Annotated in this window: 24 protein-coding genes; 8 read left to right on the top strand and 16 right to left on the bottom strand. The window is 73.2% G+C overall.

What is annotated here, in order from left to right; all coding sequences use genetic code 11:
• Nucleotides 1-7 precede the first annotated feature (7 nt).
• Nucleotides 8-844 carry a RecB family exonuclease gene (locus tag ACIWVC_RS24760; RefSeq protein ID WP_396448313.1) on the top strand — a complete coding sequence of 279 codons (837 nt, stop codon included), beginning with the start codon at nt 8-10 and terminating at the stop codon, nt 842-844.
• On the opposite strand, the gene ACIWVC_RS24755 is transcribed toward ACIWVC_RS24760, so the two are convergent.
• Nucleotides 841-1,749 carry an oxygenase MpaB family protein gene (locus tag ACIWVC_RS24755; protein WP_396454637.1) on the bottom strand — a complete coding sequence of 303 codons (909 nt, stop codon included), beginning with the start codon at nt 1,747-1,749 and terminating at the stop codon, nt 841-843. The genes ACIWVC_RS24760 and ACIWVC_RS24755 overlap by 4 nt on opposite strands.
• 133 nt (nt 1,750-1,882) lie before the next feature.
• A complete protein-coding gene (locus ACIWVC_RS24750) occupies nt 1,883-2,074 on the bottom strand; it encodes a DUF1059 domain-containing protein (protein WP_396448315.1) in 192 nt (63 codons plus the stop codon).
• A gap of 135 nt (nt 2,075-2,209) precedes the next feature.
• Here ACIWVC_RS24750 and ACIWVC_RS24745 point away from each other — a divergent pair, with 135 nt between their 5' ends.
• Nucleotides 2,210-2,734: an Imm21 family immunity protein gene (locus tag ACIWVC_RS24745; protein WP_396448316.1), complete on the top strand. Its 525-nt coding sequence runs from the start codon at nt 2,210-2,212 to the stop codon at nt 2,732-2,734.
• Entirely contained in the window at nt 2,734-4,317 is a 1,584-nt protein-coding gene (locus ACIWVC_RS24740) for an FAD-binding oxidoreductase (RefSeq protein WP_396448317.1), read from the top strand. Before ACIWVC_RS24745 ends, ACIWVC_RS24740 begins: the two co-directional genes overlap by 1 nt.
• Here the strand turns inward: ACIWVC_RS24740 and ACIWVC_RS24735 are convergent.
• Nucleotides 4,286-4,930: a class I SAM-dependent methyltransferase gene (locus ACIWVC_RS24735; RefSeq protein WP_396454636.1), complete on the bottom strand. Its 645-nt coding sequence runs from the start codon at nt 4,928-4,930 to the stop codon at nt 4,286-4,288. The genes ACIWVC_RS24740 and ACIWVC_RS24735 overlap by 32 nt on opposite strands.
• 80 nt (nt 4,931-5,010) lie before the next feature.
• Between ACIWVC_RS24735 and ACIWVC_RS24730 the strand changes: the two genes are divergently transcribed.
• Together ACIWVC_RS24730 and ACIWVC_RS24725 are read left to right on the top strand one after the other, a co-directional pair.
• A complete protein-coding gene (locus ACIWVC_RS24730) occupies nt 5,011-5,613 on the top strand; it encodes a class I SAM-dependent methyltransferase (protein WP_396448319.1) in 603 nt (200 codons plus the stop codon).
• A gap of 59 nt (nt 5,614-5,672) precedes the next feature.
• Complete coding sequence (locus ACIWVC_RS24725; protein ID WP_396448320.1) at nt 5,673-6,989, top strand: amidohydrolase family protein; 1,317 nt, start codon at nt 5,673-5,675, stop codon at nt 6,987-6,989.
• Here ACIWVC_RS24725 and ACIWVC_RS24720 read toward each other — a convergent pair.
• Nucleotides 6,968-8,215 (bottom strand): alpha/beta hydrolase family protein, encoded by a 1,248-nt coding sequence (locus ACIWVC_RS24720; protein ID WP_396454635.1) that lies wholly within the window; start codon nt 8,213-8,215, stop codon nt 6,968-6,970. The genes ACIWVC_RS24725 and ACIWVC_RS24720 overlap by 22 nt on opposite strands.
• Before the next feature lie 93 nt (nt 8,216-8,308).
• Between ACIWVC_RS24720 and ACIWVC_RS24715 the strand changes: the two genes are divergently transcribed.
• On the top strand, nt 8,309-8,923 hold the full coding sequence (locus tag ACIWVC_RS24715; RefSeq protein ID WP_396448322.1) for a TetR/AcrR family transcriptional regulator: 615 nt from the start codon (nt 8,309-8,311) through the stop codon (nt 8,921-8,923).
• Between the two features lie 40 nt (nt 8,924-8,963).
• Here ACIWVC_RS24715 and ACIWVC_RS24710 read toward each other — a convergent pair whose 3' ends face one another.
• Complete coding sequence (locus tag ACIWVC_RS24710) at nt 8,964-9,272, bottom strand: hypothetical protein (protein ID WP_396448323.1); 309 nt, start codon at nt 9,270-9,272, stop codon at nt 8,964-8,966.
• 77 nt (nt 9,273-9,349) lie between these two features.
• Nucleotides 9,350-10,225: an alpha/beta fold hydrolase gene (locus ACIWVC_RS24705; RefSeq protein WP_396448324.1), complete on the bottom strand. Its 876-nt coding sequence runs from the start codon at nt 10,223-10,225 to the stop codon at nt 9,350-9,352.
• A 58-nt stretch (nt 10,226-10,283) separates the two neighbouring features.
• Here ACIWVC_RS24705 and ACIWVC_RS24700 point away from each other — a divergent pair, with 58 nt between their 5' ends.
• Nucleotides 10,284-10,994 carry a glycerophosphodiester phosphodiesterase gene (locus ACIWVC_RS24700; RefSeq protein WP_396448325.1) on the top strand — a complete coding sequence of 237 codons (711 nt, stop codon included), beginning with the start codon at nt 10,284-10,286 and terminating at the stop codon, nt 10,992-10,994.
• Nucleotides 10,995-11,041: 47 nt separating this feature from the next.
• On the opposite strand, the gene ACIWVC_RS24695 is transcribed toward ACIWVC_RS24700, so the two are convergent.
• From ACIWVC_RS24695 to ligD (ACIWVC_RS24660), 8 genes are all read right to left on the bottom strand, one after another.
• Nucleotides 11,042-12,481 carry a DEAD/DEAH box helicase gene (locus ACIWVC_RS24695; protein ID WP_396448326.1) on the bottom strand — a complete coding sequence of 480 codons (1,440 nt, stop codon included), beginning with the start codon at nt 12,479-12,481 and terminating at the stop codon, nt 11,042-11,044.
• A gap of 548 nt (nt 12,482-13,029) precedes the next feature.
• Nucleotides 13,030-13,332: a GlsB/YeaQ/YmgE family stress response membrane protein gene (locus ACIWVC_RS24690; RefSeq protein WP_396448327.1), complete on the bottom strand. Its 303-nt coding sequence runs from the start codon at nt 13,330-13,332 to the stop codon at nt 13,030-13,032.
• Nucleotides 13,333-13,440: 108 nt separating this feature from the next.
• A complete protein-coding gene (locus tag ACIWVC_RS24685; RefSeq protein WP_396448328.1) occupies nt 13,441-13,674 on the bottom strand; it encodes a DUF3107 domain-containing protein in 234 nt (77 codons plus the stop codon).
• 179 nt (nt 13,675-13,853) lie between these two features.
• Nucleotides 13,854-14,483 carry a TetR/AcrR family transcriptional regulator gene (locus ACIWVC_RS24680; protein WP_396448330.1) on the bottom strand — a complete coding sequence of 210 codons (630 nt, stop codon included), beginning with the start codon at nt 14,481-14,483 and terminating at the stop codon, nt 13,854-13,856.
• A 212-nt stretch (nt 14,484-14,695) separates the two neighbouring features.
• Nucleotides 14,696-14,971, bottom strand: coding sequence for a hypothetical protein (locus ACIWVC_RS24675; protein ID WP_396448331.1), 276 nt, complete (start codon nt 14,969-14,971; stop codon nt 14,696-14,698).
• Nucleotides 14,968-16,341 carry a dihydrolipoyl dehydrogenase family protein gene (locus ACIWVC_RS24670; protein ID WP_396454634.1) on the bottom strand — a complete coding sequence of 458 codons (1,374 nt, stop codon included), beginning with the start codon at nt 16,339-16,341 and terminating at the stop codon, nt 14,968-14,970. The genes ACIWVC_RS24675 and ACIWVC_RS24670 overlap by 4 nt, the downstream gene beginning before the upstream one ends.
• A gap of 107 nt (nt 16,342-16,448) precedes the next feature.
• Nucleotides 16,449-17,357: a non-homologous end-joining DNA ligase gene (gene ligD / locus ACIWVC_RS24665; protein WP_396448333.1), complete on the bottom strand. Its 909-nt coding sequence runs from the start codon at nt 17,355-17,357 to the stop codon at nt 16,449-16,451.
• Between the two features lie 27 nt (nt 17,358-17,384).
• On the bottom strand, nt 17,385-18,359 hold the full coding sequence (gene ligD / locus ACIWVC_RS24660; protein WP_396448334.1) for a non-homologous end-joining DNA ligase: 975 nt from the start codon (nt 18,357-18,359) through the stop codon (nt 17,385-17,387).
• A 113-nt stretch (nt 18,360-18,472) separates the two neighbouring features.
• Between ligD (ACIWVC_RS24660) and ACIWVC_RS24655 the strand changes: the two genes are divergently transcribed.
• Nucleotides 18,473-19,372: a Ku protein gene (locus ACIWVC_RS24655; protein ID WP_396448335.1), complete on the top strand. Its 900-nt coding sequence runs from the start codon at nt 18,473-18,475 to the stop codon at nt 19,370-19,372.
• A gap of 22 nt (nt 19,373-19,394) precedes the next feature.
• Here ACIWVC_RS24655 and ACIWVC_RS24650 read toward each other — a convergent pair whose 3' ends face one another.
• Nucleotides 19,395-19,697, bottom strand: coding sequence for a hypothetical protein (locus ACIWVC_RS24650; RefSeq protein ID WP_396448336.1), 303 nt, complete (start codon nt 19,695-19,697; stop codon nt 19,395-19,397).
• On the bottom strand, nt 19,682-21,144 hold a 1,463-nt coding region (locus ACIWVC_RS24645; protein WP_396454633.1), incomplete at its 5' end, for an MMPL family transporter. The genes ACIWVC_RS24650 and ACIWVC_RS24645, both read right to left, overlap by 16 nt.

Here is a 21,144-nt window from a genome sequence, read left to right as displayed (position 1 = left end):
GCTGACCGTGGAGCAGCTGGGCTTCGACGGGATGCCCCAGCGGCTGTACACGTGCACGCCGTCGCGGCTGAACACCTGGCTGGACTGCCCGCGCCGCTACCGGATGACCTACCTCGATCGTCCGATGCCGCCGAAGGGCCCGCCGTGGGCGCACAACAGTCTCGGCGCGAGCGTGCACAACGCCCTGGCGGGCTGGTGGCGGCTGCCGCTCGCCGAGCGCACGCCGGAGGCCGCCGGGCGGCTGCTGGTGCGGGGCTGGCTGACGGAGGGCTTCCGCGACGAGGCGCAGTCCGCGCGGTGGCGCGAGCGGGCCCGCGAGATGACCGAACGCTACGTCGCGGGCCTCGACCCGGCCGACGAGCCGCTCGGCGTCGAGCGCACGGTCGCGACCCGCACCGACCGGATCGCGGTGTCCGGCCGCATCGACCGCCTCGACGCGCGCGGCGAGGAGCTCGTCGTCGTCGACTACAAGACGGGGCGGCACGTCCTGACCTCGGACGACGCCCGCGGCTCCCTCGCCCTCGCGATCTACGCGGCGGCGGCGTCGCGCGTCCTGCGCCGCCCGTGCCGCCGGGTCGAGCTGCACCATCTGCCGTCCGGCGAGGTCGCGGTGTGGGAGCACACCGACGAGTCCCTGGCCCGGCACATGCGCCGCGCCGAGCAGATCGCCGCCGAGGCCGCCGCGGCCGACGAGGCGTACCGGTCGCACGGCCGCGCGGACGACGAGGTCTTCCCGCCGCGCCCGAGCACCCTGTGCGGGTGGTGCGACTTCGCCCGCCACTGCCCGGAGGGGCAGGAGGCCGCCCCGCGCAAGGAGCCCTGGGCGGCCCTCCCGGCCGGCTAGGCCGGCTCGAGCGCCCGCCTGCCCGGCCAGCGGCGCGGGTCGCGGAGCCCGTACAGCCCCTTGCTGAGGTCGTAACCTTCGGCGGCGAGCCGCCGCCTGCACCGTTCGAGCATGTCGCGGGTGTTCTTCGCGAACGCGTAGTCGTGCAGCCGCTCCGGGACGGAGTTCATCGCGAGCCGGAACGATCTCAGCGCCGCCGTCACCGCGGGCTGCGGCACCTCCGGCAGCGTCCCGTACATCGCGCGCGCCCAGTCCGGCAGGGTGTAGTAGCAGAGCGCCCCGAACGGGAAGTAGCCGGGCTTCCCCGGCGAGAGGAACTTCAGGTTGTCCGGCAGCGCCGGCCACATGAGGAACCGGACGGTCTCCGCGGCCTCCTCGGTGACGCGCAGCTTCGGCCGCATCTCGGCGAAGAACGCCTCCATCTCGGCGACGCTGCCGGGAACGTCCTCGGCGTGCAGCCCGACGAGCGCCGCCGACTTGCGCTGCTCGTCCAGGTACCGGTCGGCCATGGCGTCGGTGAGCGGCAGCCCGGCGCGCCGCGCCACCTCCAGGTAGGAGTAGACCTCGGCGCAGTGCACCCACAGCAGCAGCTCCGGCTGGTCGAGCCGCTCCTTCTTGCCGGTGTCGTGGTTGAGGATGCGCAGGCTCCGGTGGATCTCCCGCACCCGGTACGCGGCCTTCTCGACCTCCTCCGGGCTGCCGAACGTGCCGAGCCCCACGAAGTCGGACGTCCGCTGGAGCCGTCCGAACGGGTCTTCGCGGAAGTTCGAGTTCTGCCACACCCCCCACATCGCCATGGGGTGCAGCGCTTGCAGCATCAGGCTGCGCACCCCGCCGACCCACATGGTCCGGTCGAGGTGGATCCGCCAGGTGACGCTCTCGGGGGGCTGGACGGTCGCGGGCAATGGACACCTCCATGAGACAAACTCATGTAAGTGTGTCATTACCGCCGGGCGCGTCCGACACCGCCCCCTCGTTCCGCTCAGGATGCGTCTTCGCCGGGGCTCTCGTGGTACGCGCGCCGCGCCGTCCCGGGTCCTACCGGACGCTCATCTCCTCGTTCTTGAGGTTGTGGCGGATCTCGTCCCGCAGCTCGGGCGTGTCCTCGTGCCCGTGCACGGAGGCGGCGTGCTCGGCGGCGGCGCGGACGACCTCGTCCTCCTCGCCGCTGATGGTGAGCGTGCACCCCATCTCGCTCGGCATGTCCCTGCAGTCGACGACCTTGCGCATGATTCCCCCTCGTGCCCGCCGCACCGCCGCGCCTTACTCTCAATCGTCACATAAGCCCAGGTCGAAGAGAAGAGGTGCGCGGATGTCGGAGGCGCCCTGTACTGTGGCGCGGCCACCGACGGAAGGCGGGAAGCGATGGGGCTGACGTGGGTCGAGTCCGGGGGAGGGCCGCTGCTGGCCGCGCCCGCGTCGCAGCTCGCCCACTGGGGCGGCGTGGCGGACGACGACGGCCCGGTGGAGACGTGGGGCGACTACGGGCGCGCGTGCGCGGTCGAGGGCTACATAGGGCTGGTGGACGTCGGCGCCGGGCAGGGGCTCGTCCTCGGCGACGAGCCCGCCATCACGACCTACCTGCCGGATGAGCGGCTCTTCGTGCGCTGGGCCGCGGCCGACTCGGAGGCCGAACTGCTCGCCGCGGCGCGCAGCGCCCTCCGGGACGTCCGATGGGACGCCGGTGAAGACCTCGTCTGGGACGTGGACGGCCCGGTCGTCCTCATCGACGCCGCGTGGCCCGGAGCGACCCCGGAACCCGGCAACCACCTGCGCATCGACCTGCCGCCCGGCAGCTACCGCGTCCGCGCCGCCTACCGCGGGGACGGCGCCGCCTGGATGATCCTCGTCCAGCTCCAGCCGCGGCCGGGTCCCGGCATCATGGGGTGATGCGGTCTTGGTGGGGCTGGGGTCATCTGGAGGACGCGGTCACCGGCGCGGAGCGGGCGGCGCTGATCGGCCGGGTGGCCGCGCTGCTGCCGGGCGCCGACCTGGCCGATCACGAACCGCCGCCGGTCGGCGAGCTGGGCCTGGCGCCGCCGCGGGTCTCGCCGCCCCCGGCGCTCGCCGGCCTCTGCTCGGACGACCCCGCCGACCGCGCCGGGCACGCCCGGGGCAAGGCGTTCCGCGACGTGGTCCGCAACCTGCTGGGCGAGCTCGGGGACGTCCCCGACCTGGTGGTGCGGCCGCGCGGCGAACGCGATGTGGTCGACGTGCTCGACTGGTGCGCCGGCGCCGGGATCGCGGTGATCCCCTACGGCGGCGGAAGCTCGGTCGTCGGAGGCGTCGAGCCGCGCCTGGACGGTGACCACGCCGGCGCGGTCAGCCTCGACCTGGGCCGGCTCGGCGAGGTGATCGAGGTGGACGCCGCCGCCCGCGCCGCCCGGATCCAGGCGGGCGTCTACGGCCCTGCCCTCGAAGACCGCCTGCGCCCGCACGGGCTGACCCTGCGGCACTTCCCGCAGTCGTTCGAGTTCTCCACGCTCGGCGGATGGCTGGCCACCCGCTCGGGCGGCCACTACGCGACCGTCCTCACCCACATCGACGACCTCGTCGAGTCGATGCGGGTGGTGACGCCGATAGGGGTGAGCGAGTCCCTGCGGCTGCCCGGCTCGGGCGCGGGCCCGTCCCCGGACCGCCTCTTCCTGGGCTCGGAGGGCGCCCTCGGCGTCATCACCGAGGCGTGGATGCGCCTCCAGGAGCGCCCGCGATGGCGCGCCGGGGCATCGGTCCTCTTCGCACGCTATGACGACGCCGTCGACGCGACCCGCGCCCTGGCGCAGTCCGGTCTCAACCCGGCGAACTGCCGCCTGCTCGACCCCATGGAAGCGCTGCTGAACGCCGGCACCGACTCGCCCGGCGGCGTGCTGGTGCTGGGCTTCGAGTCCGCCGATCACCCTGTCGACGCGTCCCTGGACCGGGCCCTGGAACTGTGCGGGGACCACGGCGGCCGTCCGCAGCCCCGCTCGGCGCGCGACGCGTCCGGCACCTGGCGCACCGCGTTCCTGCGCATGCCCTACCAGCGCGACGCCCTCGCCGCCCACGGCATGATCGTGGAGACCTTCGAGACCGCCTGCACGTGGGGCGCCTTCCCCGCACTGCGCGAGGCGGTCGTGGCGGCGGCCGAGGAGTCGATGCGCGCGGTCGGCGCGCCGGGCGTGGTGACGTGCCGCTTCACGCACGTCTACCCGGACGGCCCGGCGCCCTACTTCGGCGTCTACGCCGCCGGTCGCTGGGGTTCGACCGTCGCGCAGTGGGACGAGATCAAATCGGCGGTCTCCGGCGTCCTCTCGGCGCACGGCGCGACCATCACCCACCACCACGCCGTGGGCCGCGATCACCGCCCCTGGTACGACCGCCAGCGCCCCGCCCCCTTCGCCGCCGCCCTGCGCGCCGTGAAGTCCGCCCTCGACCCGGCGGCGATCCTCAATCCCGGCGTCCTCATCGATCCCGCCGAGCGCTCCCCGCGATGAAGTTCGCGCCCACCGGCCGGACCCGCGCAGACCACCCCAGACCAGCCAGGTCGCGCTCCAAGAGCTCGGGCTCGTGGAACACCTTGACGACGCGGTGCTCGCTGCCGTCACCGAGCCTCCGCCGCACCGACGGGACGGGCTGCCCGGTGAGGACGTCCTCGATCGCGGCCTCCCCCGGCCCGTTGTCGAGGAACACGGCCGCGCCGCCGGGGACGAGCGCGTCCGCGACGGTCTCCCAGAAGCCGGGCAGCAGCGCCGGCGGCACGTGCGACAGCCAGAAGGCGAAGAAGACCGTGTCGTAACGCCGGGCCGGGTGCCACGTGAACAGGTCGGCGCACACGTACTCGGCGTCCGCGCGTTCCCGCGCGATGGCCAGCACCTCGGGCGAGGCGTCCACGGCGGTCACCGAACGCGCCCGCGCCGCCAGCCGCCCCGTCCACTGCCCGGTCCCGCAGGCCAGTTCCAGCACGTCAGCGGAGACCGGAAGCGCGTCGAAGGCCGGCCCCAACTCGGGCAGATCACCGCGCTCAAGGTACTCGCGGTCGTACTCGGGCGCCCGCGCCCGGTAGTAAGCGATCTGCTCCCGCACCAGAGCGTCCACGCCGTCATCCATGCCGCCCACGGTAACCCCCGGCTTTGCTTTTTCCGCAAAGGGCTTTGTCGGATCGCTGCGGGCGGGGGCAACCTCGGAGCATGGACGCTCAGTACTGGGATGAGAGGTACCGCAGCCGCGATCGGCTCTACGACGGCGAGCCCAACGAGGTGCTCGTCGCCGAGGCCGCCGGGTTGCAGCCGGGGCAGGCGCTCGACGTGGGCTGCGGCGAAGGGGCCGACGCGATATGGCTGGCCCGGCACGGCTGGCAGGTCACGGCGGTCGACATCTCCCGTACCGCCCTGGAGCGTGCGGCGGCGGCGGCCGGGGACGTCGCCGGCCGTATCGCCTGGGCACGTGCCGACCTGACCGCCACACCGCCTCCGGTCGCCGCGTTCGACCTGGTGTCCGTCCAGTTCTTCCCGCTGCCGCGCCGGCCGGGTCACACCGCGCTCCGGGCCCTCCTGTCCGCTGTCGCTCCCGGAGGCACCCTGCTTTTCGTGAGCCACGATCTCAGCGGCCTGCCGGCGCGGCCCGGCTTCGATCCCGCCGACTACTACGCGCCCGCCGACATCGCCGGGTTCCTCGACGACGCCTGGACCGTCCAGGCCGACGAGACCCGTCCGCGCACCTCGCCGACCCCCGCCGGAGCCCATCACAGCCACACCCACGACATCGTTCTGAAAGCGCAACGCCTGAGGTAGCACGGGGGTCGTGGCCGGCGGGGGTGGTTCGGCGGCCGCGCAGCGGGCACTAGGCGGGGGTGAGTGCACAGGGGGGCGCCCGGACGATCGTGATCCGGGATGTGCGGATCTTCGACGGGGTGAGCGACCGGGTCCGGGCCGGGTACGTGGTGACCGAAGGCACCAAGATCGCAGCCGTGGGGGAGGGGGAGCCGCCCGCGGGGGACACGGTCATCGACGGGCGCGGGGCGACGCTCATCCCCGGGCTCAGCGACGCCCACGCCCATCTGATCCTGGCGGGCGCCACGCAGAGCGAGCTGATGCTCGGGGGTGCGGGCCTGGGGTACCTCAAGGGCGCGGCCGAGGCCGAGGCGATGCTGATGCGCGGGTTCACCACGGTCCGCGACATGGCGGGCGACACCGGCGACCTCAAGCGCATGATCGACGCGGGTGCGCTGCCCGGCCCGCGGATCTATCCCAGCCAGGCGGGGCTCTCGCAGACCGGCGGGCACGGCGACTACGGCATGGTCTACGACGTGCCGACCGTGCTGGGCGGGACCGCGACGCGTGCCGAGCAGCTCGGGCTCATGCGGATCGCCGACGGCCCGGCGCAGGTGCTGGCGGGCGTCCGCGAGCAGTTGAAGAAGGGCGCCTCCCAAATCAAGATGATGGCGGGCGGCGGCGTCGCCTCGGCCTATGACCACCTGGACGTCCTGCAGTACACCGCGGAGGAGCTGCGAGCCGGAGTCCGGGCGGCGGCCGACTGGGGCACCTACGTGGCGGTCCACGTCTACACCGGGGCCGGCATCCGCCGGGCGGTCGAGGCGGGCGTCCAGGTGATCGAACACGGGCACCTGGCGGCGGAGGACGACCTCAGGTTCATGGCCGACCACGGCGCCTGGCTGTGCGTCCAGCCGTTCGCCGAGAGCGACCACACGTACCCGAACCCGGCGTCGGCCGAGAAGAACCGGCAGGTGTGCGAGGGGGTCGAACGCGTCTTCGGGTGGGCGCTGGAGCATGGGGTGCGGATCGCGTTCGGCACCGACCTGATGCTCGACCCCGCCCGCAGCGCCAGGCAGAGCGAGATGCTCGCCCGGCTGGCCGGGCTCGCGGGCGGACCCATGGCGGCGTTGCGGATCGCGACGTCCGGTAACGCCGAGCTGTTCCGCAAGTCCGGCCCGCGCGACCCGTACCAGGTCCCGACCGCCGCCGACGCGGCCGCCTACGGCACTGAGCCCCATGTCGCCCACCTGGGCGTCATCGCGAAGGGGGCATGGGCCGACCTGCTCCTGGTCGACGGCGATCCCACGCGGGACCTGAGCCTGCTGGCGGACCCCGCCGCCAATCTGAAGGTGATAATCAAGGACGGCCGCGTCTACAAGGGCGCGCCGGCCTGATCGATGGCGGCGGTGAGGCCGACCCGGTCGTCCAGGAAGTCGAAGAACCGCTGGGCGGCGAGGGCGCGCGCCATCGGCTGGCAGTGTCCGGCGGCCCCTTCGGCCTCGGTGAAGCGGACGAGTTCCTTCTTCTCGCCCGGCAGCATGTCGTACAGGCGCTCGGGCTGGCCGGCGAAGTACCGCTCGTCGTCCGGGTCGGCGATCAGCACCGGCGTCGTGATGCGCGCGGCGAGCTCCGGGGTGATCCGGTACCGGCGGACGCCCAGGTAGGTGTCGAAGAGGGTCGGCCGGCCGTACGGCTTGGCCCGCCAGGTGAGCATCCGCCTGGTGCCCGCCGGGGCGCCGTCGAGGGCCGCGTTGAACCGGTCGCGCTCGCCGCCGTCGAGCAGCGCCTTCTGCTCGGGCGTCAGCACGGCCTCCCACGCCGCGGTCACGTCGACCACCCCGCCGTCGATCACCGCCGCGGCGAAGCGGTGCTCGAACGCCAGCGCGCGCGGGGCCCAGTAGCCGCCCTGGCTGACGGCGTAGAGCGCGAGCCGCCCCGGGTCGACGTCCGGGCGGCGCAGCACGGTGTCCACGACCGGTGTGAGGACGTGCTCCCAGTCGGGACGGAACGGCACGCCCCGCTCGAACAGCATGCGCTGCTGGCCGGGCCCGTCGAACAGCACGACGTTGTAGCCGCGCGCCGCGGCCTCGGAACCGTGGCCGGGCCACAGGTAGCTCAGCGCGCCGTCCGCGCCGTTGGTCACCACCAGCGTCGGTTTCGGGCCCTCCCCGCGCGCGGGGAAGAACCAGCCGGGCATCGTCGTGTCCTCGTAGGGGATGTCGAGCCGTTCTGGCGGTTCGTCCAGCAGGCCGAGGTACCCCTCCCAGCACCGGCGGTACGCGGCGAACGTCCGCGCGATCACGGCGTCCGGGTCGGCGCACCCGTCGGCCACGAGGACGCACGCGGTGTAGTAGGTCGCGGCGCGCAGCAGGGCGCCGCGGGCGCTCACCCGGTGGCCCCGGCGCAGGCTGTCGTCGCCGATCGCGGCGACGCGGTCCGCCGTCGCCTCCCATTCGCGCTCCCATGAGGCGTAGTCGCCGTCGGTGATGCGGTCGATCGTGGTCAGCGCCTCGCCGGTGTCCGCCGCGCCGGTGTGGACGCGGCCGAGCATCGCCCGGGTCATGGAGTTCATCCCGGGTTCGGTGAAGAAGGTGGAACGCGTGCCCGTGGCAGTGGTCATGCCGGTCGCTCCGTTCAAATAAGAGTGGAATCCATCTCTTATGAGACTAGGCGGCCCCGATAAGGAATGCAAACCTCCCTTATAATCGGGGCTGTGACCTCCGACACCCAACCCGTTCGCCGGCGCCGCCGCGGAGCCGAACTCGAGGCGGCGCTGCTGGACGCCGCCTGGAACGAGCTGGTCGAGACGGGCTTCGCGAAGCTGACCATGGAGTCGGTCGCCGCCCGCGCCGGCACCGGCATCGCCGTGCTGTACCGGCGCTGGGCCAACAAGGACGAGCTCGCGCTCGCCGCGCTGGAGCACCACCGCAGCAGCCATCCGGTCGACATCCCCGACACCGGAACCCTGCGCGGCGACCTCGTCGCCGCGCTCACCGGCATGGGCGAGGCCCGCGCCGCCTTCTTCGTCACCGTCGCGGCCACCGCCTTCTCCGGGCTGCTGGCCGACACGGGGCTCACCCCCACCCAGGTGCGCGACCGCATCCTGGGCGAGCAGCGGCTCACCCGCGTCCAGACCATCTACCGGCGCGCCCACGACCGCGGTGAGATCGACCTGGACCGGATCCCCGCAGACGTGCTCGCCCTGCCGTTCGACCTGGTGCGGCACGACCTGCTCATGAACCTCGAACCCGTGAAGCCCGCCCGCGTCCAGTCGATCGTCGACGACCTCTTCCTGCCCCTGGTCCGCGAGCACCAGGGCCGGTCATAGGCGGCCGCGCACCGCGCCGGACGGCGGCCGGCCGCCGTGCTCACACGGCCGCGGGACCGGCCGAGCGTGCCACGGACCTCAGCTCGGCGAGGGACTCCCGGATGAAGTCGAGGAGTTCCTTCCCGGCCGGGGCGTCCAGCCAGCGTGCGAACGCGACCTTGAGGACGGCGATCCCGGCCTCGGCGGTCAGGGCGGCGGCCGGGTCCGGGACGCCGCGCTCGCGCAGGGTCCCGGCGAGGGCCGCGGCGAAGCCGGCCATCTTGATCAGCTCGCGTTCGCGCAGCTCCGGGTTCGCCATGATGATCGCCTGGCGGCGGGCCCGGTCGGCGCTGGAGAAGGCCCCGGGCACTTCGGCCGGCCCGCCCCGGCCTCCTCGACGACCTGGAGCCGGGCCACTACTTCGCCGAAGGGGCGGGCCGCTGACCGCTACTTGAGCGTGTGCTCCGCCTCGTTCCAGAACGTGCGGAGCGCGGCGGCCGTGGTCTCGGGGGCCTCCCAGGCGGGGGAGTGGGCGGCCCCCGGGATGACCACCTTCGCGGCGCCCAGGCGCTCGGCCATGACGGCCTGGGCCGCGGGGGACCACACGTCGTCGTCCTCGCCGTAGAGGACGAGCGTGCGCAGGCTGGACTCGGTGCAGTGCTTGGCGAGCTCGTCGACGAGATCGGGCGCCGTGAGGATCTCGTTGGCCATGCAGGCCAGGCCCTTCTCGGAGTTGCCGAGCGTACGGGCCCGCAGGAACGCGAGGATCTCATCGTGGAGGCCCCGTCCGACATAGTCGGGTTCGAGGCTGAGCGCCCAGATCTGCTCCATGCCCAGTTCCGGGATGGCGTCGCGGAGGGCGCGGGCCTTCGCCGCGGCCTGGCCGTCGACGGCGGACGGACCCGAGCTCATCAGCGTGAGCGAGGCCGGAAGCGCCCCGGAGAGGACGGTCTCCCGGCACACGAGACCGCCGAACGAGTGCCCCACCAGGTGGACCGGGTCGGGGCCGAGGACGTCCAGCAGGGCCGCGATGTCGTCGCCCAGGGCCGCGCGGGTGTAGGCGGAGGCGTCGTCAGGGCCGAGCGACTCGTACTGGCCGCGCATGTCGACGGCGACGACCCGGCGCCCGGACGCGGCGAGCGTCTGCAGGACGGCGAGGAAGTCCTCCTTGCTGCCGGTGAGGCCCGGGACGAGCAGGGCGGGGCAGCGTTCGGGCACGCCCGATCCGGGGAGCGCCTCCAGCGCGGCGAACGGGCCGCGGGAGGTCTCGACCGTCGTACGGCTGACGCCGGGGGGCAGGGTCAGGAACCGGGGCGTACTCACGGGGTACCAGCCTAGTCAATGGCATCGGTGAAAAAGTTTCGGTGGTAGCGTCACGAGCGTGCCTTCCAAGCCGGCCATCTCCGCGCACCGCCGTGACGAGGCGGGGCTGGCGGGGCTCAGCGAGGCCGCCGCGTCCGGCGCCGAGTACGTGGAGATCGACATCAGGCGGACGGGCGACGGGCGCCTCGTCGTCCACCACGACCCGGAGGTCGGCGGGCTCCGCCTGAGCCGGCTGAGCTATGCCCGGATCCAGGACCTCGCGACCCGCCCCGTCCCCCTCGTCAGCGACGCCATGGACGTCATCGCGGGCCGCGCCCTGGGCCATCTCGACCTCAAGGAGCGCGGCTGCGAGCACGAGACCGTCGCGCTCGCCGTGGAGGCGTTCGGACGGGACGGGTTCGTCGTCACCACCCGCGAGGTCGGCTCCCTCTTCGAGATCAAGAAGAGCTTCCCGGGGGTGCGGACGGCCCTGTCGGTCGGGCGCAACCTGTGGGAGCGCGGCGCCGCGCACGACTTCGCGCCGCTGCGCCTCGTCCGCCGGGCGGGCGCCGACATGGTCGCGCTCAACCACCGGCTGGCCCGCGTCGGCGTGCTGCGGCAGTGCGGCCGCGCCGGCGTCCCCGCCATGATCTGGACGGTCAACGCCGAGACCGTGATGCGGCGCTTCCTCGGCGACCCGCGCGTCGCCGTCCTCGTGACCGATCACCCCGGCACCGCCCTGCGGCTACGGGACGGCCGGAACGGGGACCGCGGCCGCGCCCGGACATAGCACAACCGCGAGACCCGGTGGAGGTCTCGCGGTCGTGACCTGGTGGATCACGCCGTCTGCGACGCCTCGGCGGCCTCGGCCTGCCCTGCGGCGGGCCGGCCGGAGCGGGTGCGGCGGCGGGTGCGGCTGCGCTTGCGCTCGGTCGCGACCGCGTCGACGACGTTGTCGTCCGCGGCGGCCTCGGCCTCCGCCGCGGCCGCCTCGACCGGCTTGCCGGCCCGGGTGCGGGTCCGGTTGCGCTTGCGGCGGCGCGGCCGGGGACGCTCGCGCTCCCGGTCCCGGTCGCCGCGCGGGTGGCTGCGGACCTTGCCGGTCTCGCCGATGTCCTCCAGCTCCTCGGCGTCCAGCCCGGCGCGCCCGTGCCGCTTCTCCTTCGGCAGCGTGCCCTTCGTGCCCTCGGGGATGCCGAGCGCCGCGAAGAAGTGCGGGGACGTCGAGTAGGTCTCCTCGGGGGCGGCGAACGGCAGGTCGAGCTGGCCGTTGATCAGCTTCCACCGGGTGAGGTCGGACCAGTCGACGAACGTGACCGCGACGCCCTTCTTGCCCGCGCGGCCCGTCCGGCCGATGCGGTGCACGTAGGTGTCGGCGCTGTCGGGGCACTCGTAGTTGACGACGTGCGTGACGTCGTCGACGTCGAGGCCGCGTGCCGCCACGTCGGTGGCCACCAGCACGCCGATCTTGCCGTTGCGGAACGCGCGGAGCGCCCGCTCGCGCTGGCTCTGCCCGAGGTCGCCGTGCACGGCGGCGGCGTCGAAGCCGCGCTGCGCCAGGTCGGCGGCCACGCGGTCGCAGGCCCGCTTCGTCTGGCAGAACACCATGGTCAGCCCGCGGCCCTCGGCCTGCAGGAGGCGCGCGAGCATCTCCGGCTTGTCCATCTGGTGGGCCTGGAACACGTGCTGGGCGACCTGCGGCGCCGCGTCCGACTCGGTGTGCGACTCGGCCCGGACGTTGGTCGGGCGGGTCAGGTACTTGCGCGACAGCGCGACGATCTCGCCCGGCATGGTGGCCGAGAACAGCATCGTCTGCCGCTGCTTCGGGATCCGCTCGACGATCCGCTCGATGTCGGGCAGGAAGCCGAGGTCGAGCATGCGGTCGGCCTCGTCCAGCACCAGGATCCCGACCTTGGACAGGTCGAGGTGCTTCTGCTTCACGAGGTCGAGGAGCCGGCCGGGCGTGCCGACGACGACGTCGACGCCCTCGCGCAGCGCGCTGATCTGCGGCTCGTACGCGCGCCCGCCGTAGACGGACAGGACGCGGGTGCCGAGCTTGCCGCCGGCGACGAGCAGGTCGTCGGTGACCTGGAGGGCCAGCTCGCGGGTCGGGGCGACGACGAGCGCCCGCGGCTCCCTGCCGCCGTGCTCGATGCGCTGCAGCAGCGCGGCGCCGAACGCGAGGGTCTTGCCGGTGCCCGTGCGGGCCTGGCCGATGATGTCGTGCCCGCCCAGCGCGATCGGCAGGGCGAGCTCCTGGATGGGGAACGCTTCCACGATGCCCTCGGCTTCAAGGGCGTCTGCTATCTCGGGGACGACCCCGAGTTCACGAAAGGTAGTCAGGGCTTTCAGCCTCCAATGTGCGGGGTCTCCGCTCCCGGGTGCGGCGCGGCTCGCCGGCGCGACTCCGTCCTCGCGGACGCGTCCGTCGTACCTGTTGCCGCGCGCTCGCGCGGGAGGGACCAGCCGTTGATCAAATCTCTCGGCGACCGCAGTCAGGGGTTGAAAGCAGTCACTCGCTGTGGCTGCGTGCGGTCACACTCCGCGACGCAGTGTACCGACCGGCAGTTGCATACACCAATAGCCGATCACTGGACCCAACGTTTCCGCGGTTTCGTCTATTCCATGCCCGTTCCTCCAGGCATTATCCGGCGGGGGCGGAGGCGCTCCCCGGCTCGCCGGCGCGGTCCGCGCGAGCGGCCACATCCGGACAGGTCGCGGCCGGGGCAGGCGCCCGGCCGGGCGTCCGGAGGTCCGCCGGTACGGGGAAAGCCCCCGCCTGGCGGACGGGGGCCTTCACTGGGGGTCGGTCGGTGGGCGGCGCGTCAGAACGTGCCGCGGCGGGTGCGCCAGCCGCTCCTGCGGCCGCTGCCGCGCCCGCGCGTGTTCAGCGCCGTCAGCGCGGCCACGCCGAGCGCCGCGATGACGACCGAGAACACGAAGGCGACGAGGGTGCCCGCGCCGAGCGCGTCCGCGACCACGCCGCCGAGGATCGCGCCGGCGATGCCGACGAGGATCGTCAGCAGGATACCGATCGGGTTGCGGCCCGGGACGAGCAGCCGGGCGAGGGCTCCGATGACGGCACCGACGACGATGAACCAGAGGATCGTCGTGAGCATGTCGATCATCCACTCCTTTTCCGTGGGCCGGACGGCCCGTGAACGACGATCGATATGCCCGTTGTGTCGGGTTGAAACAAAATGCAGGTCAAGGCCCGGTCGAACCGGGCCGGGCCGTCACGTGTACTGCGTGCCGAAGCCCACGCTGCGCTGCTCCTCCTCGGAGATCTCCAGGTAGCCGACGCTGGCGGCCGGGACAGCGACGCGCCCCGCGCGCCTGTCCTTGAGGACGAGCACGCCGTTCGGCTCGGTGAGCGCGGCGGACAGCGCGTCCGTCACCTCGTCGGCCGACTGCGCCGTGTCCACCACCAGTTCCCTCGGCACGTTCTGCACCCCGATGCGAACCTGCAACGCGCTGCTCCCGTCGTCCCTCGCGCCCGCCGACCACCGGCGGGTCCCCTCCGATGGTCGCACGGAGATCACCGGATCCGCGGTCACTCGGTTGAGCCGAGGGTGAACGCCCCGCCGGCCGCCGCGCGGAGATCGTCCCGCCGGGGCCGGTGTGCCGCCGGGGGGCGCCGCGCGGCCGGTCAGCCCTGGTCGGCCGTGCGGGGGAAGCCGGAGATGCCGCGCCAGGCGAGCCGGGCGATGACCTTCTCCGCGGTGTCCTTGGGGATCGGGCGGTGCTGGGAGAGCCAGAACCGGGCGCTGACCTCCGCCATGCCGACCAGGCCCATGCCGAGCAGGTGCGCCTCCTCGGCGGGGGCGTTGGTGTCCTCGGCGATGACCTGGGCGATCATCTCGGCGCACTGCTGGTTGGCGCGCTCGACGCGGGCCCGGACGGGCGCCACGTTGCGCAGATCGGACTCGAAGACGAGCCGGTACGCCTCGCCCTCGCCGTCGACGAAGTCGTAGAAGGCCTGCATGCTCGCCTGGACGCGCAGCTTGTTGTCCGTGGTGGACTCCAGCGCCTCGCGGACGATCTTCACCAGGGCCTCGGCGTGCTCGTCCAGCAGGGCGAGGTACAGCTCCAGCTTGCCCGGGAAGTGCTGGTAGAGCACGGGTTTGCTGACGCCTGCGCGCTCGGCGATCTCGTCCATCGCCGCAGCGTGGTACCCCTGCGCGACGAACACCTCCTGGGCCGCGCCGAGCAGCTGCTTGCGGCGCGCCAGCCGCGGCAGCCTCGTGCCGCGGGGGCGGGCGTCCGGGGTCGCGGTCACCACACTCTCCGATCACCGAATCGTCGCGGCGGGAGGGGGTGCTCCGCCGCGTGTGAACAATCACATCATCCTACGCGCGGGTAACTCCGCCGGTCGCACATGAGGACCGGCGTCGTTCCTTCGCGCAGGTCAGTGTATTCCCGCCGGGGGCCGAGCGCCCCGCACCGATACTTTCGGTAAACCTTGTTGCCTGTGGCGGGAGCCAACGCAGGTCACCGGTAGTCGTCCTCGTCCACCGGCACCTCGCGGCGCTGCTCGGCCACGTCGGCCTCGTTCGCGTCGTCCGGTATCGGGGCGATGTCGACGCGGTCGCCGGCCTCGTCCAGCGCGGCGCGCTGCTCGGCGGCGTCGGCGGCGTTCGCGTCGTCCGGCATCGGGGCGGCGCCGGCCGGGTCGCCCGCCTCGTCGAGGGCGACCCGCTGCTCGAACGCGTCGGCCTCGTCGACGGTGTCCGGGGCCAGGCGGTCCAGGTCGTCGGTCTCGCTCATCTCGGCTCCTCCTCAGCAGTCCCGCCGGGCAGGCCGCCCGCCAGCTCGCGCAGCGGCGCCTCCACCGCCTCGCCGTACGTCGGGAACGGGTGGACGACGTCGGCGAGCAGGCTCAGCGGCGTCTCCGCCCGGATGGCCAGTGCGATCTCGCTCATCCACTCCTCGGCGTAGCGTCCGGCCGCGGCGGCGCCGACCAGGAGCCCGCGGGAGCGGTCGGCGTAGAGTTCCACCCGGCCGCGCTCGTCGGCCTCCACCGCGGCCCGCGCCGTCGCGGCGAGGTCGTACCCGGCGGTGGCGAGGTCTATGCGAAGTTCCTCCGCCTGTGTGGGGGAGATCCCGACCGAGTAGACGGTGGGGGAGGTGTAGACGACGCGGGGGATCGCGCGGTAGTCGGCCTCGCGGCGCCGCCCGAGGAGGTTCGACAGCACGACGTCCGCCTGGTAGCGGGCCGCGTGCGCGGTGCGCGCGACGCCCGTGACGTCGCCCGCCGCCCACACGCCCCCGGTCGCGGACGGCACCGCGCACGTCTCGTCCACGGGGATGCCCTCGCCGGGCCGGACCGCGACGCCGAGGTTCTCCAGCCCGAGCCCCGCCACGCGCGGGCGGCGCCCGGCGGCGACGAGGACGCGGTCGGCGTCCAGCGTCCCGCCGTCCGACAGCCACAGCCGCACGCCGACGTCCTTGCGCTCGGCGTTGCCGACGGCGGCGCCGAGCCGCAGGTCGACGCCCATGCGGCGCAGTGCGTCCGCGAGGATCTCGCCGGCGAACGGCGCCTCCGCGGTCAGCAGCCGCCCGGACGACTCGACGACCGCGACCTGCGACCCGAACGCCGCGTACACCTGCGCCAGCTCGCAGCCGACCGGGCCGCCGCCGAGGATCACCAGCCGGCGCGGCAGGTCGGGCACCGACAGCGCCTCGGCGCTCGTCCACAGCGGGACGTCCGCGAGCCCCTCGACGGGCGGGATCACCGGCTCGCCGCCGGTGCAGACGACGAGGTCGCCGTAGCCGTGCACGGCCCCGTCCACCTCGACCCGCCCGGGTTCGAGGACGCGGCCCCGGCCGCGCAGCACGGTGACGCCGTCCTCGGCCATCCGCGCGACGGCCGGGTCGTCGCCGCGCCGCCCGGCGGGCGCGCCGCGCCCGGTCAGCGCGTCGCGGCGGGCGAGCGCCATCTCCCAGGTCTCGCCGCGCCGCGCCGACAGCAGCAGCGACTTGGACGGGACGCACGCGAAGTACGGGGACTCCCCGCCGACCAGGCGGCTCTCCACGAGCGCGACGTCCCGGCCGGCGCGGGCGAGGCCCGCCGCGACCCGTTCCCCCGCCGTTCCCCCGCCCAGCACCACGGCGTCGTAGTGGTGGTTCTGCGACAACTGCCCTTCCCTCCGCCCCGCTCGGTGTCCCCGCGTCCATGGTGGCGGAATCCGAACCCGGAGAGTGCCGGTTCGAACACATAGGGCACTCGGATTTCACGGGTTCGTCAGGGAAGGGGGCGGTGGTCCTCCAGAAGCGGCTTGAGGAGGTCGCCGTGCTTGTCCACCCGGGCGAGCACCTCGCCGGGGGAGAACACCAGGTCGGCCGCGTCCTGGCAGGCTTCGAGCTCGTCCCAGGTTACCGGGGTCGAGACGGACGGGCGGCTCGCGGCCCGCAGCGAGTACGGCGCGACGGTCGTCTTCGCCGGGTTGTTCTGGCTCCAGTCGACGAAGATCCTGCCCTTGCGCAGCCGCCGCTCCATCTTCGCGACGATCAGCCGGGGGTGGTCGGCGGCGAGCCGCTCGGCGACGGATTTGGCGTACTCCGACGTCCGCTCGGCCTCCTTGGGCTCCTTGATCGGGACGTACAGGTGCAGGCCCTTCTTCCCGCTCGTCTTCGGGTACGACTCCAGGCCGTCCTCGGCGAGCAGGTCGCGGAGCAGCAACGCCACCTCGCACGCCTCCACCACCGTGGCCGGGTCGCCGGGGTCGAGGTCGAAGACCAGGAGGTCGGGGTTGTGGATCTTGCCGCGCGGCCCCACCTTCCACTGCGGGACGTGCAGTTCCAGCGCCGCGAGGTTCGCGCACCACACGAGCGTGGGCAGGTCGTCGATCACGATGTACTCGACCGTGTCGCGGCCCCTGGTGCTGCCCGGGCTCGGCACGGTCGCGGTGCGGATCCAGCCGGGCGTGTGGGACGGGGCGTTCTTCTCGAAGAACTTGCCGCCGTCCACGCCCTCCGGCCAGCGGATGCGGGTGGCGGCGCGGTCCTTCAGGTGCGGCAGCATCACCGGCGCGATGCGCGCGTAGTAGTCGATGACCTCGCCCTTCGTGAACTCCGGGTAGAGGTTCTTGCCGAGGTTGGACAGCGTCAGCTGCCGCCCGTCCACCTCCACGGGGGTCTTCTCGCCGCTCACGCGCCGCCGCCCGCGGCCGGGTCCGGGCTACTGCTCACTCGTGACCTCCAGGGGGTCCTTGTCGTCACGCAGGCCCCGCCAGGACGGGAAGCGCAGGCGGCCGTCCCTGGTGCGGGCGCTGTAGGCGACCTCCCCGACGAGCCGCGGCTCAACCCATTGGGCGTCCTTGGCGAACTCGCGCGGGACGGCCTCGTCGTAGGGGCTCGTCGGGCGCCGCAGCGGCCACAGCGTCTCGTACAGCTCGTCCAGCGCGCGGTCGGTGAAGCCCGTCCCGACGTGGCCGACGAAGCCCAGTAGGCCCTTGACGTCGTACTCGCCCAGGAGCAGCGACCCGACCCCGCCTTCGCGCCGTCCCTTGCCGGGCTTCCAGCCGCAGATGACGACCTCGCGCGTCATGAAGTTCTTCACCTTGCGCCAGAAGTCGACGCGGCGGCCGGGACGGTAGGGGGAGTCGAGCCGCTTCGCGAGCACGCCCTCCATGTGCTGCTCGCGGGTGAAGGCGAGCAGCTCCCCGACCTGCGACCGGTCTTCGCCGTGCAGGTACGGCGGCACCTCCACCGGGCCGGACCCGGCCAGGTCGAGCTCGGCCAGCAGCGATCTGCGGTCGGTGTAGGGCAGGTCGTACAGGACGTGCCCGTCCAGGAACAGGACGTCGAACACCACGTACCGGACGGGCACGAGACGGATCAGGCGGGGGTCGGGATGCTCGACGTGCATCCGGCGCTGGAGGCGCTCGAAGCTGGGCCGCCCCTCGTCGAAGGCGACGACCTCTCCGTCCAGGACGACATCGTGGTCCGGCAGCAGGTCGGCGAGGGCGGACAGCTCCGGGTACCGTCCCGTCACCTCGCCGCCGCGCCGCCCGCAGGCCCGGACGCCGTCCGCGGAGACGTGCGACAGGACGCGCACGCCGTCCCACTTCAGCTCCAGGCCCCAGTGCTCGCCGTCGGAGGGGAGGTCCCCGGTGGCGGCCATCATCGGCTCAACGGGCCACGGCATGGTCATACCGCCGTCTTACCCGGCCCCCGCCCCGCAGAAAAGGATCAAGGCGCCGTTCTGGCGCAAATCGCGCGAGGTTGCGACGCTAGGAGCCGGAACGTGCTGGGTAAGGACGGGTCATGCGGAGCATCTGGAAGGGCGCGATCTCGTTCGGGCTGGTGACCATACCGGTGAAGCTCTATTCGGCGACCGAGCAGAGGGACGTCAGCTTCCACCAGGTGCACCGGGAGGACGGCGGGCGCATCAAGTACAAGCGCGTCTGCACGATCGACGGCGAGGAGGTCCCCTACTCCGACATCGCCAAGGGCTACGAGCTGCCCACCGGCGAGATGGTCATCCTCACCGACGAGGACTTCGCCGACCTGCCCCTGTCGTCCAGCCGCCGGATCGACGTCCTGCAGTTCGTGGAGCAGGACGAGGTCGACCCGATCTACTTCGCGAAGTCCTACTACCTGGAGCCGGACGCGCAGGGCGCCAAGCCCTACGTGCTGCTCCGCGACGCGCTGGAGAACTCCGGGCAGGTCGCCATCGTCAAGGTGGCCCTGCGGCAGCGCGAGTCCCTCGCCACGCTGCGCGTCCGGGAGGGCGTCTTCGTGCTGGAGACGATGTTGTGGCCGGACGAGGTCCGCACTCCCGACTTCCCGTTCCTCGAAGAGGACATCGAGATCCGCAAGCAGGAGCTGTCGATGGCGACGTCCCTCATCGAGTCGATGGAGGGCGAGTTCGACCCCACCGAGTACAAGGACGCCTACCGGGAGGCGCTCCAGGCGGTGATCGACGCCAAGGTGGAGGGCAGGGAGGTCACCCGGCCCGAGGAGGCCGAGGAGGAGCCCGCCGCCGACCTGCTCAGCGCGCTGCGCGCCAGCGTGGAGGCCGCCAAGAAGAGCCGCGGCGAGCGCGACGGCAGGGCCGCGTCGTCCAAGGGCGCGTCCGGCAAGAAGCCCGCGGCCCGCAAGTCGTCGCCGAAGTCGGGCGCGAAGAAGGAGCCGGCGAAGAGCCGCACCCGCAAGTCGGCCTGATCGGCGGTGCCGGGAGGGGCGGTCAGTTGTCGCGGCGGGCGGTGAGGACGCGGCCGAGGGCGGCGGCGGCGCCGGACGGGTCGGTGCACGGCGCGATGCGCTCGCCCCAGCCGTAGAAGTAGGACCAGACGCCGCCGGAGCCCTCCGGGGCGGCGATGACGCTCTCGTTGATCCGCCGCATGTGCGGGTCGGCGACGGTCGCGGACGGCAGGCGGTCGCCGGGCGCGGCGACCTCGACCGCCCAGCCCGCGGCGCGCAGCGCCTCGGTGAGCCGGTCCAGGTGCCCGAGCGCCGTGTCGGCCTCGGTGATCAGGCGCGTGGCCATGGAGCCTCCAAAGGGACGTCCCGTGAAGTCGTGTGGGGGTCCGCCGGGCATGGTCCGTCGCGGTACGCGTCACGCGCGGTGGTGCCGGTGGAATGCCGTTCAGTCTCGCGCCGGGTGAGGGAGACCACAAGCGGTTTCCGCGGATTGGCGGCCGGGACTTCGCGGATCCCGTACCTGCGGTAGAGGCGGGCGAGCGGACCGGGCGCCCACCAGTTCACCCGGCCCATCAGCCGCATCATGGCGGGGACGAGCAGTGCCCGGACGACCGTCGCGTCCATCAGGATCGCGACCGCCATCCCGACGCCCACCATCTTGATGAACGTGATGCCGGAGGTGGCGAACGCGCCGATCACGACGATGAACAGCAGCGCCGCGCTGGTGATGATGGACCCGGTGCGCTGGACCCCCGCGGCCACCGCCGCGACGTTCGACCCGGTCAGGTCGTACTCCTCGCGGACCCGCGACAGCAGGAAGACCTCGTAGTCCATCGAGATGCCGAAGAGCAGCACGAGCATCAGGATCGGCATGGCGGGCGCGATCGCGCCGATGGCGGTGAAGTCCAGGAGCCCGGACAGGTGGCCCTCCTGGAAGACGAGCACCACCAGGCCGAACGTCGCCGACAGCGACAGCAGGTTCATCGCGATCGCCTTCAGCGGCAGGACGACCGAGCCGAACGCCAGGAACAGCAGCACGAACGTCGCGCCGCCGACGAGCAGCGCGAGCCACGGCAGCGCGCCGGCGAGACCGGCCAGCTCGTCCACGACGTCGGCCGTGGAGCCGCCTACGCGCACCTGCGCCCCGGCCGGCGGCGGGACGTCGCGGATCCGCTGGACCAGGTCCCGCGCGGCGTCGGAGTACGGGTCGGCGTCGTAGCGGACCGCGAACCGCGTCGTCTCCGCGTTCGCGCCGGTGACGGTGGCGCCGGCAGCGCCCGGCAGCGCCGCGAGCCGGTCGCCGAAGGCGTCGATCGACGCCCGGTCGGACGTCCCCGTCACCACCGCGTTGATCGGGTCCGTGGCGTTGTGCGGGAACCGCGTCTCCATCGCCTCGGCGACGGTCCTGGCGCCGGTGCCCTCCGGCAGCGCGGCGGCGTCGACGCCGCCCCAGTTGATGCGCAGGAACGGCCCGCCGAGCGCCGCGAGCAGCGCCACCGTCGCCACCGCGTAGACCACCGGGCGGCGCATCACGCTGCGCGCGAGCCGTCCCCACCAGCCGCGGGACGGCCGGCGCCGGCGGCGGAGGGAGAGCGCGTCGACCTTCGGGCCGAGGACGGAGAGCAGGGCGGGCAGCACGGTCAGCGCGCCGGCCATGCACACGAACACGGTCGCGATGCCGCCGTACCCCATCGAGACCAGGAAGTTCTGGTCGAACAGCAGCAGCCCGGACAGCGAGACCGCCACCGTGACGCCCGAGACGGCGACCGTGCGCCCGGCGGTGGTCATCGTGG

The organism is Actinomadura sp., from assembly GCF_044508335.1.
GTDB lineage: Bacteria > Actinomycetota > Actinomycetes > Streptosporangiales > Streptosporangiaceae > Spirillospora.
Note: the sequence above shows the minus strand (reverse complement) of the source record. Positions and strands in the feature narration are given on the sequence as shown.

Bases quoted from the DNA above. Each gene is read 5' to 3' on its own strand.
- ACIWVC_RS24750 (WP_396448315.1), bottom strand. From the start codon at position 2,074: ATGCGCAAGGTCGTCGACTGCAGGGACATGCCGAGCGAGATGGGGTGC.
- ACIWVC_RS24745 (WP_396448316.1), top strand. From the start codon at position 2,210: ATGGGGCTGACGTGGGTCGAGTCCGGGGGAGGGCCGCTGCTGGCCGCG.
- ACIWVC_RS24740 (WP_396448317.1), top strand. From the start codon at position 2,734: ATGCGGTCTTGGTGGGGCTGGGGTCATCTGGAGGACGCGGTCACCGGC.
- ACIWVC_RS24735 (WP_396454636.1), bottom strand. From the start codon at position 4,930: ATGGATGACGGCGTGGACGCTCTGGTGCGGGAGCAGATCGCTTACTAC.
- ACIWVC_RS24730 (WP_396448319.1), top strand. From the start codon at position 5,011: ATGGACGCTCAGTACTGGGATGAGAGGTACCGCAGCCGCGATCGGCTC.
- ACIWVC_RS24720 (WP_396454635.1), bottom strand. From the start codon at position 8,215: ATGACCACTGCCACGGGCACGCGTTCCACCTTCTTCACCGAACCCGGG.
- ACIWVC_RS24690 (WP_396448327.1), bottom strand. From the start codon at position 13,332: ATGATCGACATGCTCACGACGATCCTCTGGTTCATCGTCGTCGGTGCC.
- ACIWVC_RS24675 (WP_396448331.1), bottom strand. From the start codon at position 14,971: ATGAGCGAGACCGACGACCTGGACCGCCTGGCCCCGGACACCGTCGAC.
- ligD (WP_396448334.1), bottom strand. From the start codon at position 18,359: ATGACCATGCCGTGGCCCGTTGAGCCGATGATGGCCGCCACCGGGGAC.
- ACIWVC_RS24655 (WP_396448335.1), top strand. From the start codon at position 18,473: ATGCGGAGCATCTGGAAGGGCGCGATCTCGTTCGGGCTGGTGACCATA.
- ACIWVC_RS24650 (WP_396448336.1), bottom strand. From the start codon at position 19,697: ATGGCCACGCGCCTGATCACCGAGGCCGACACGGCGCTCGGGCACCTG.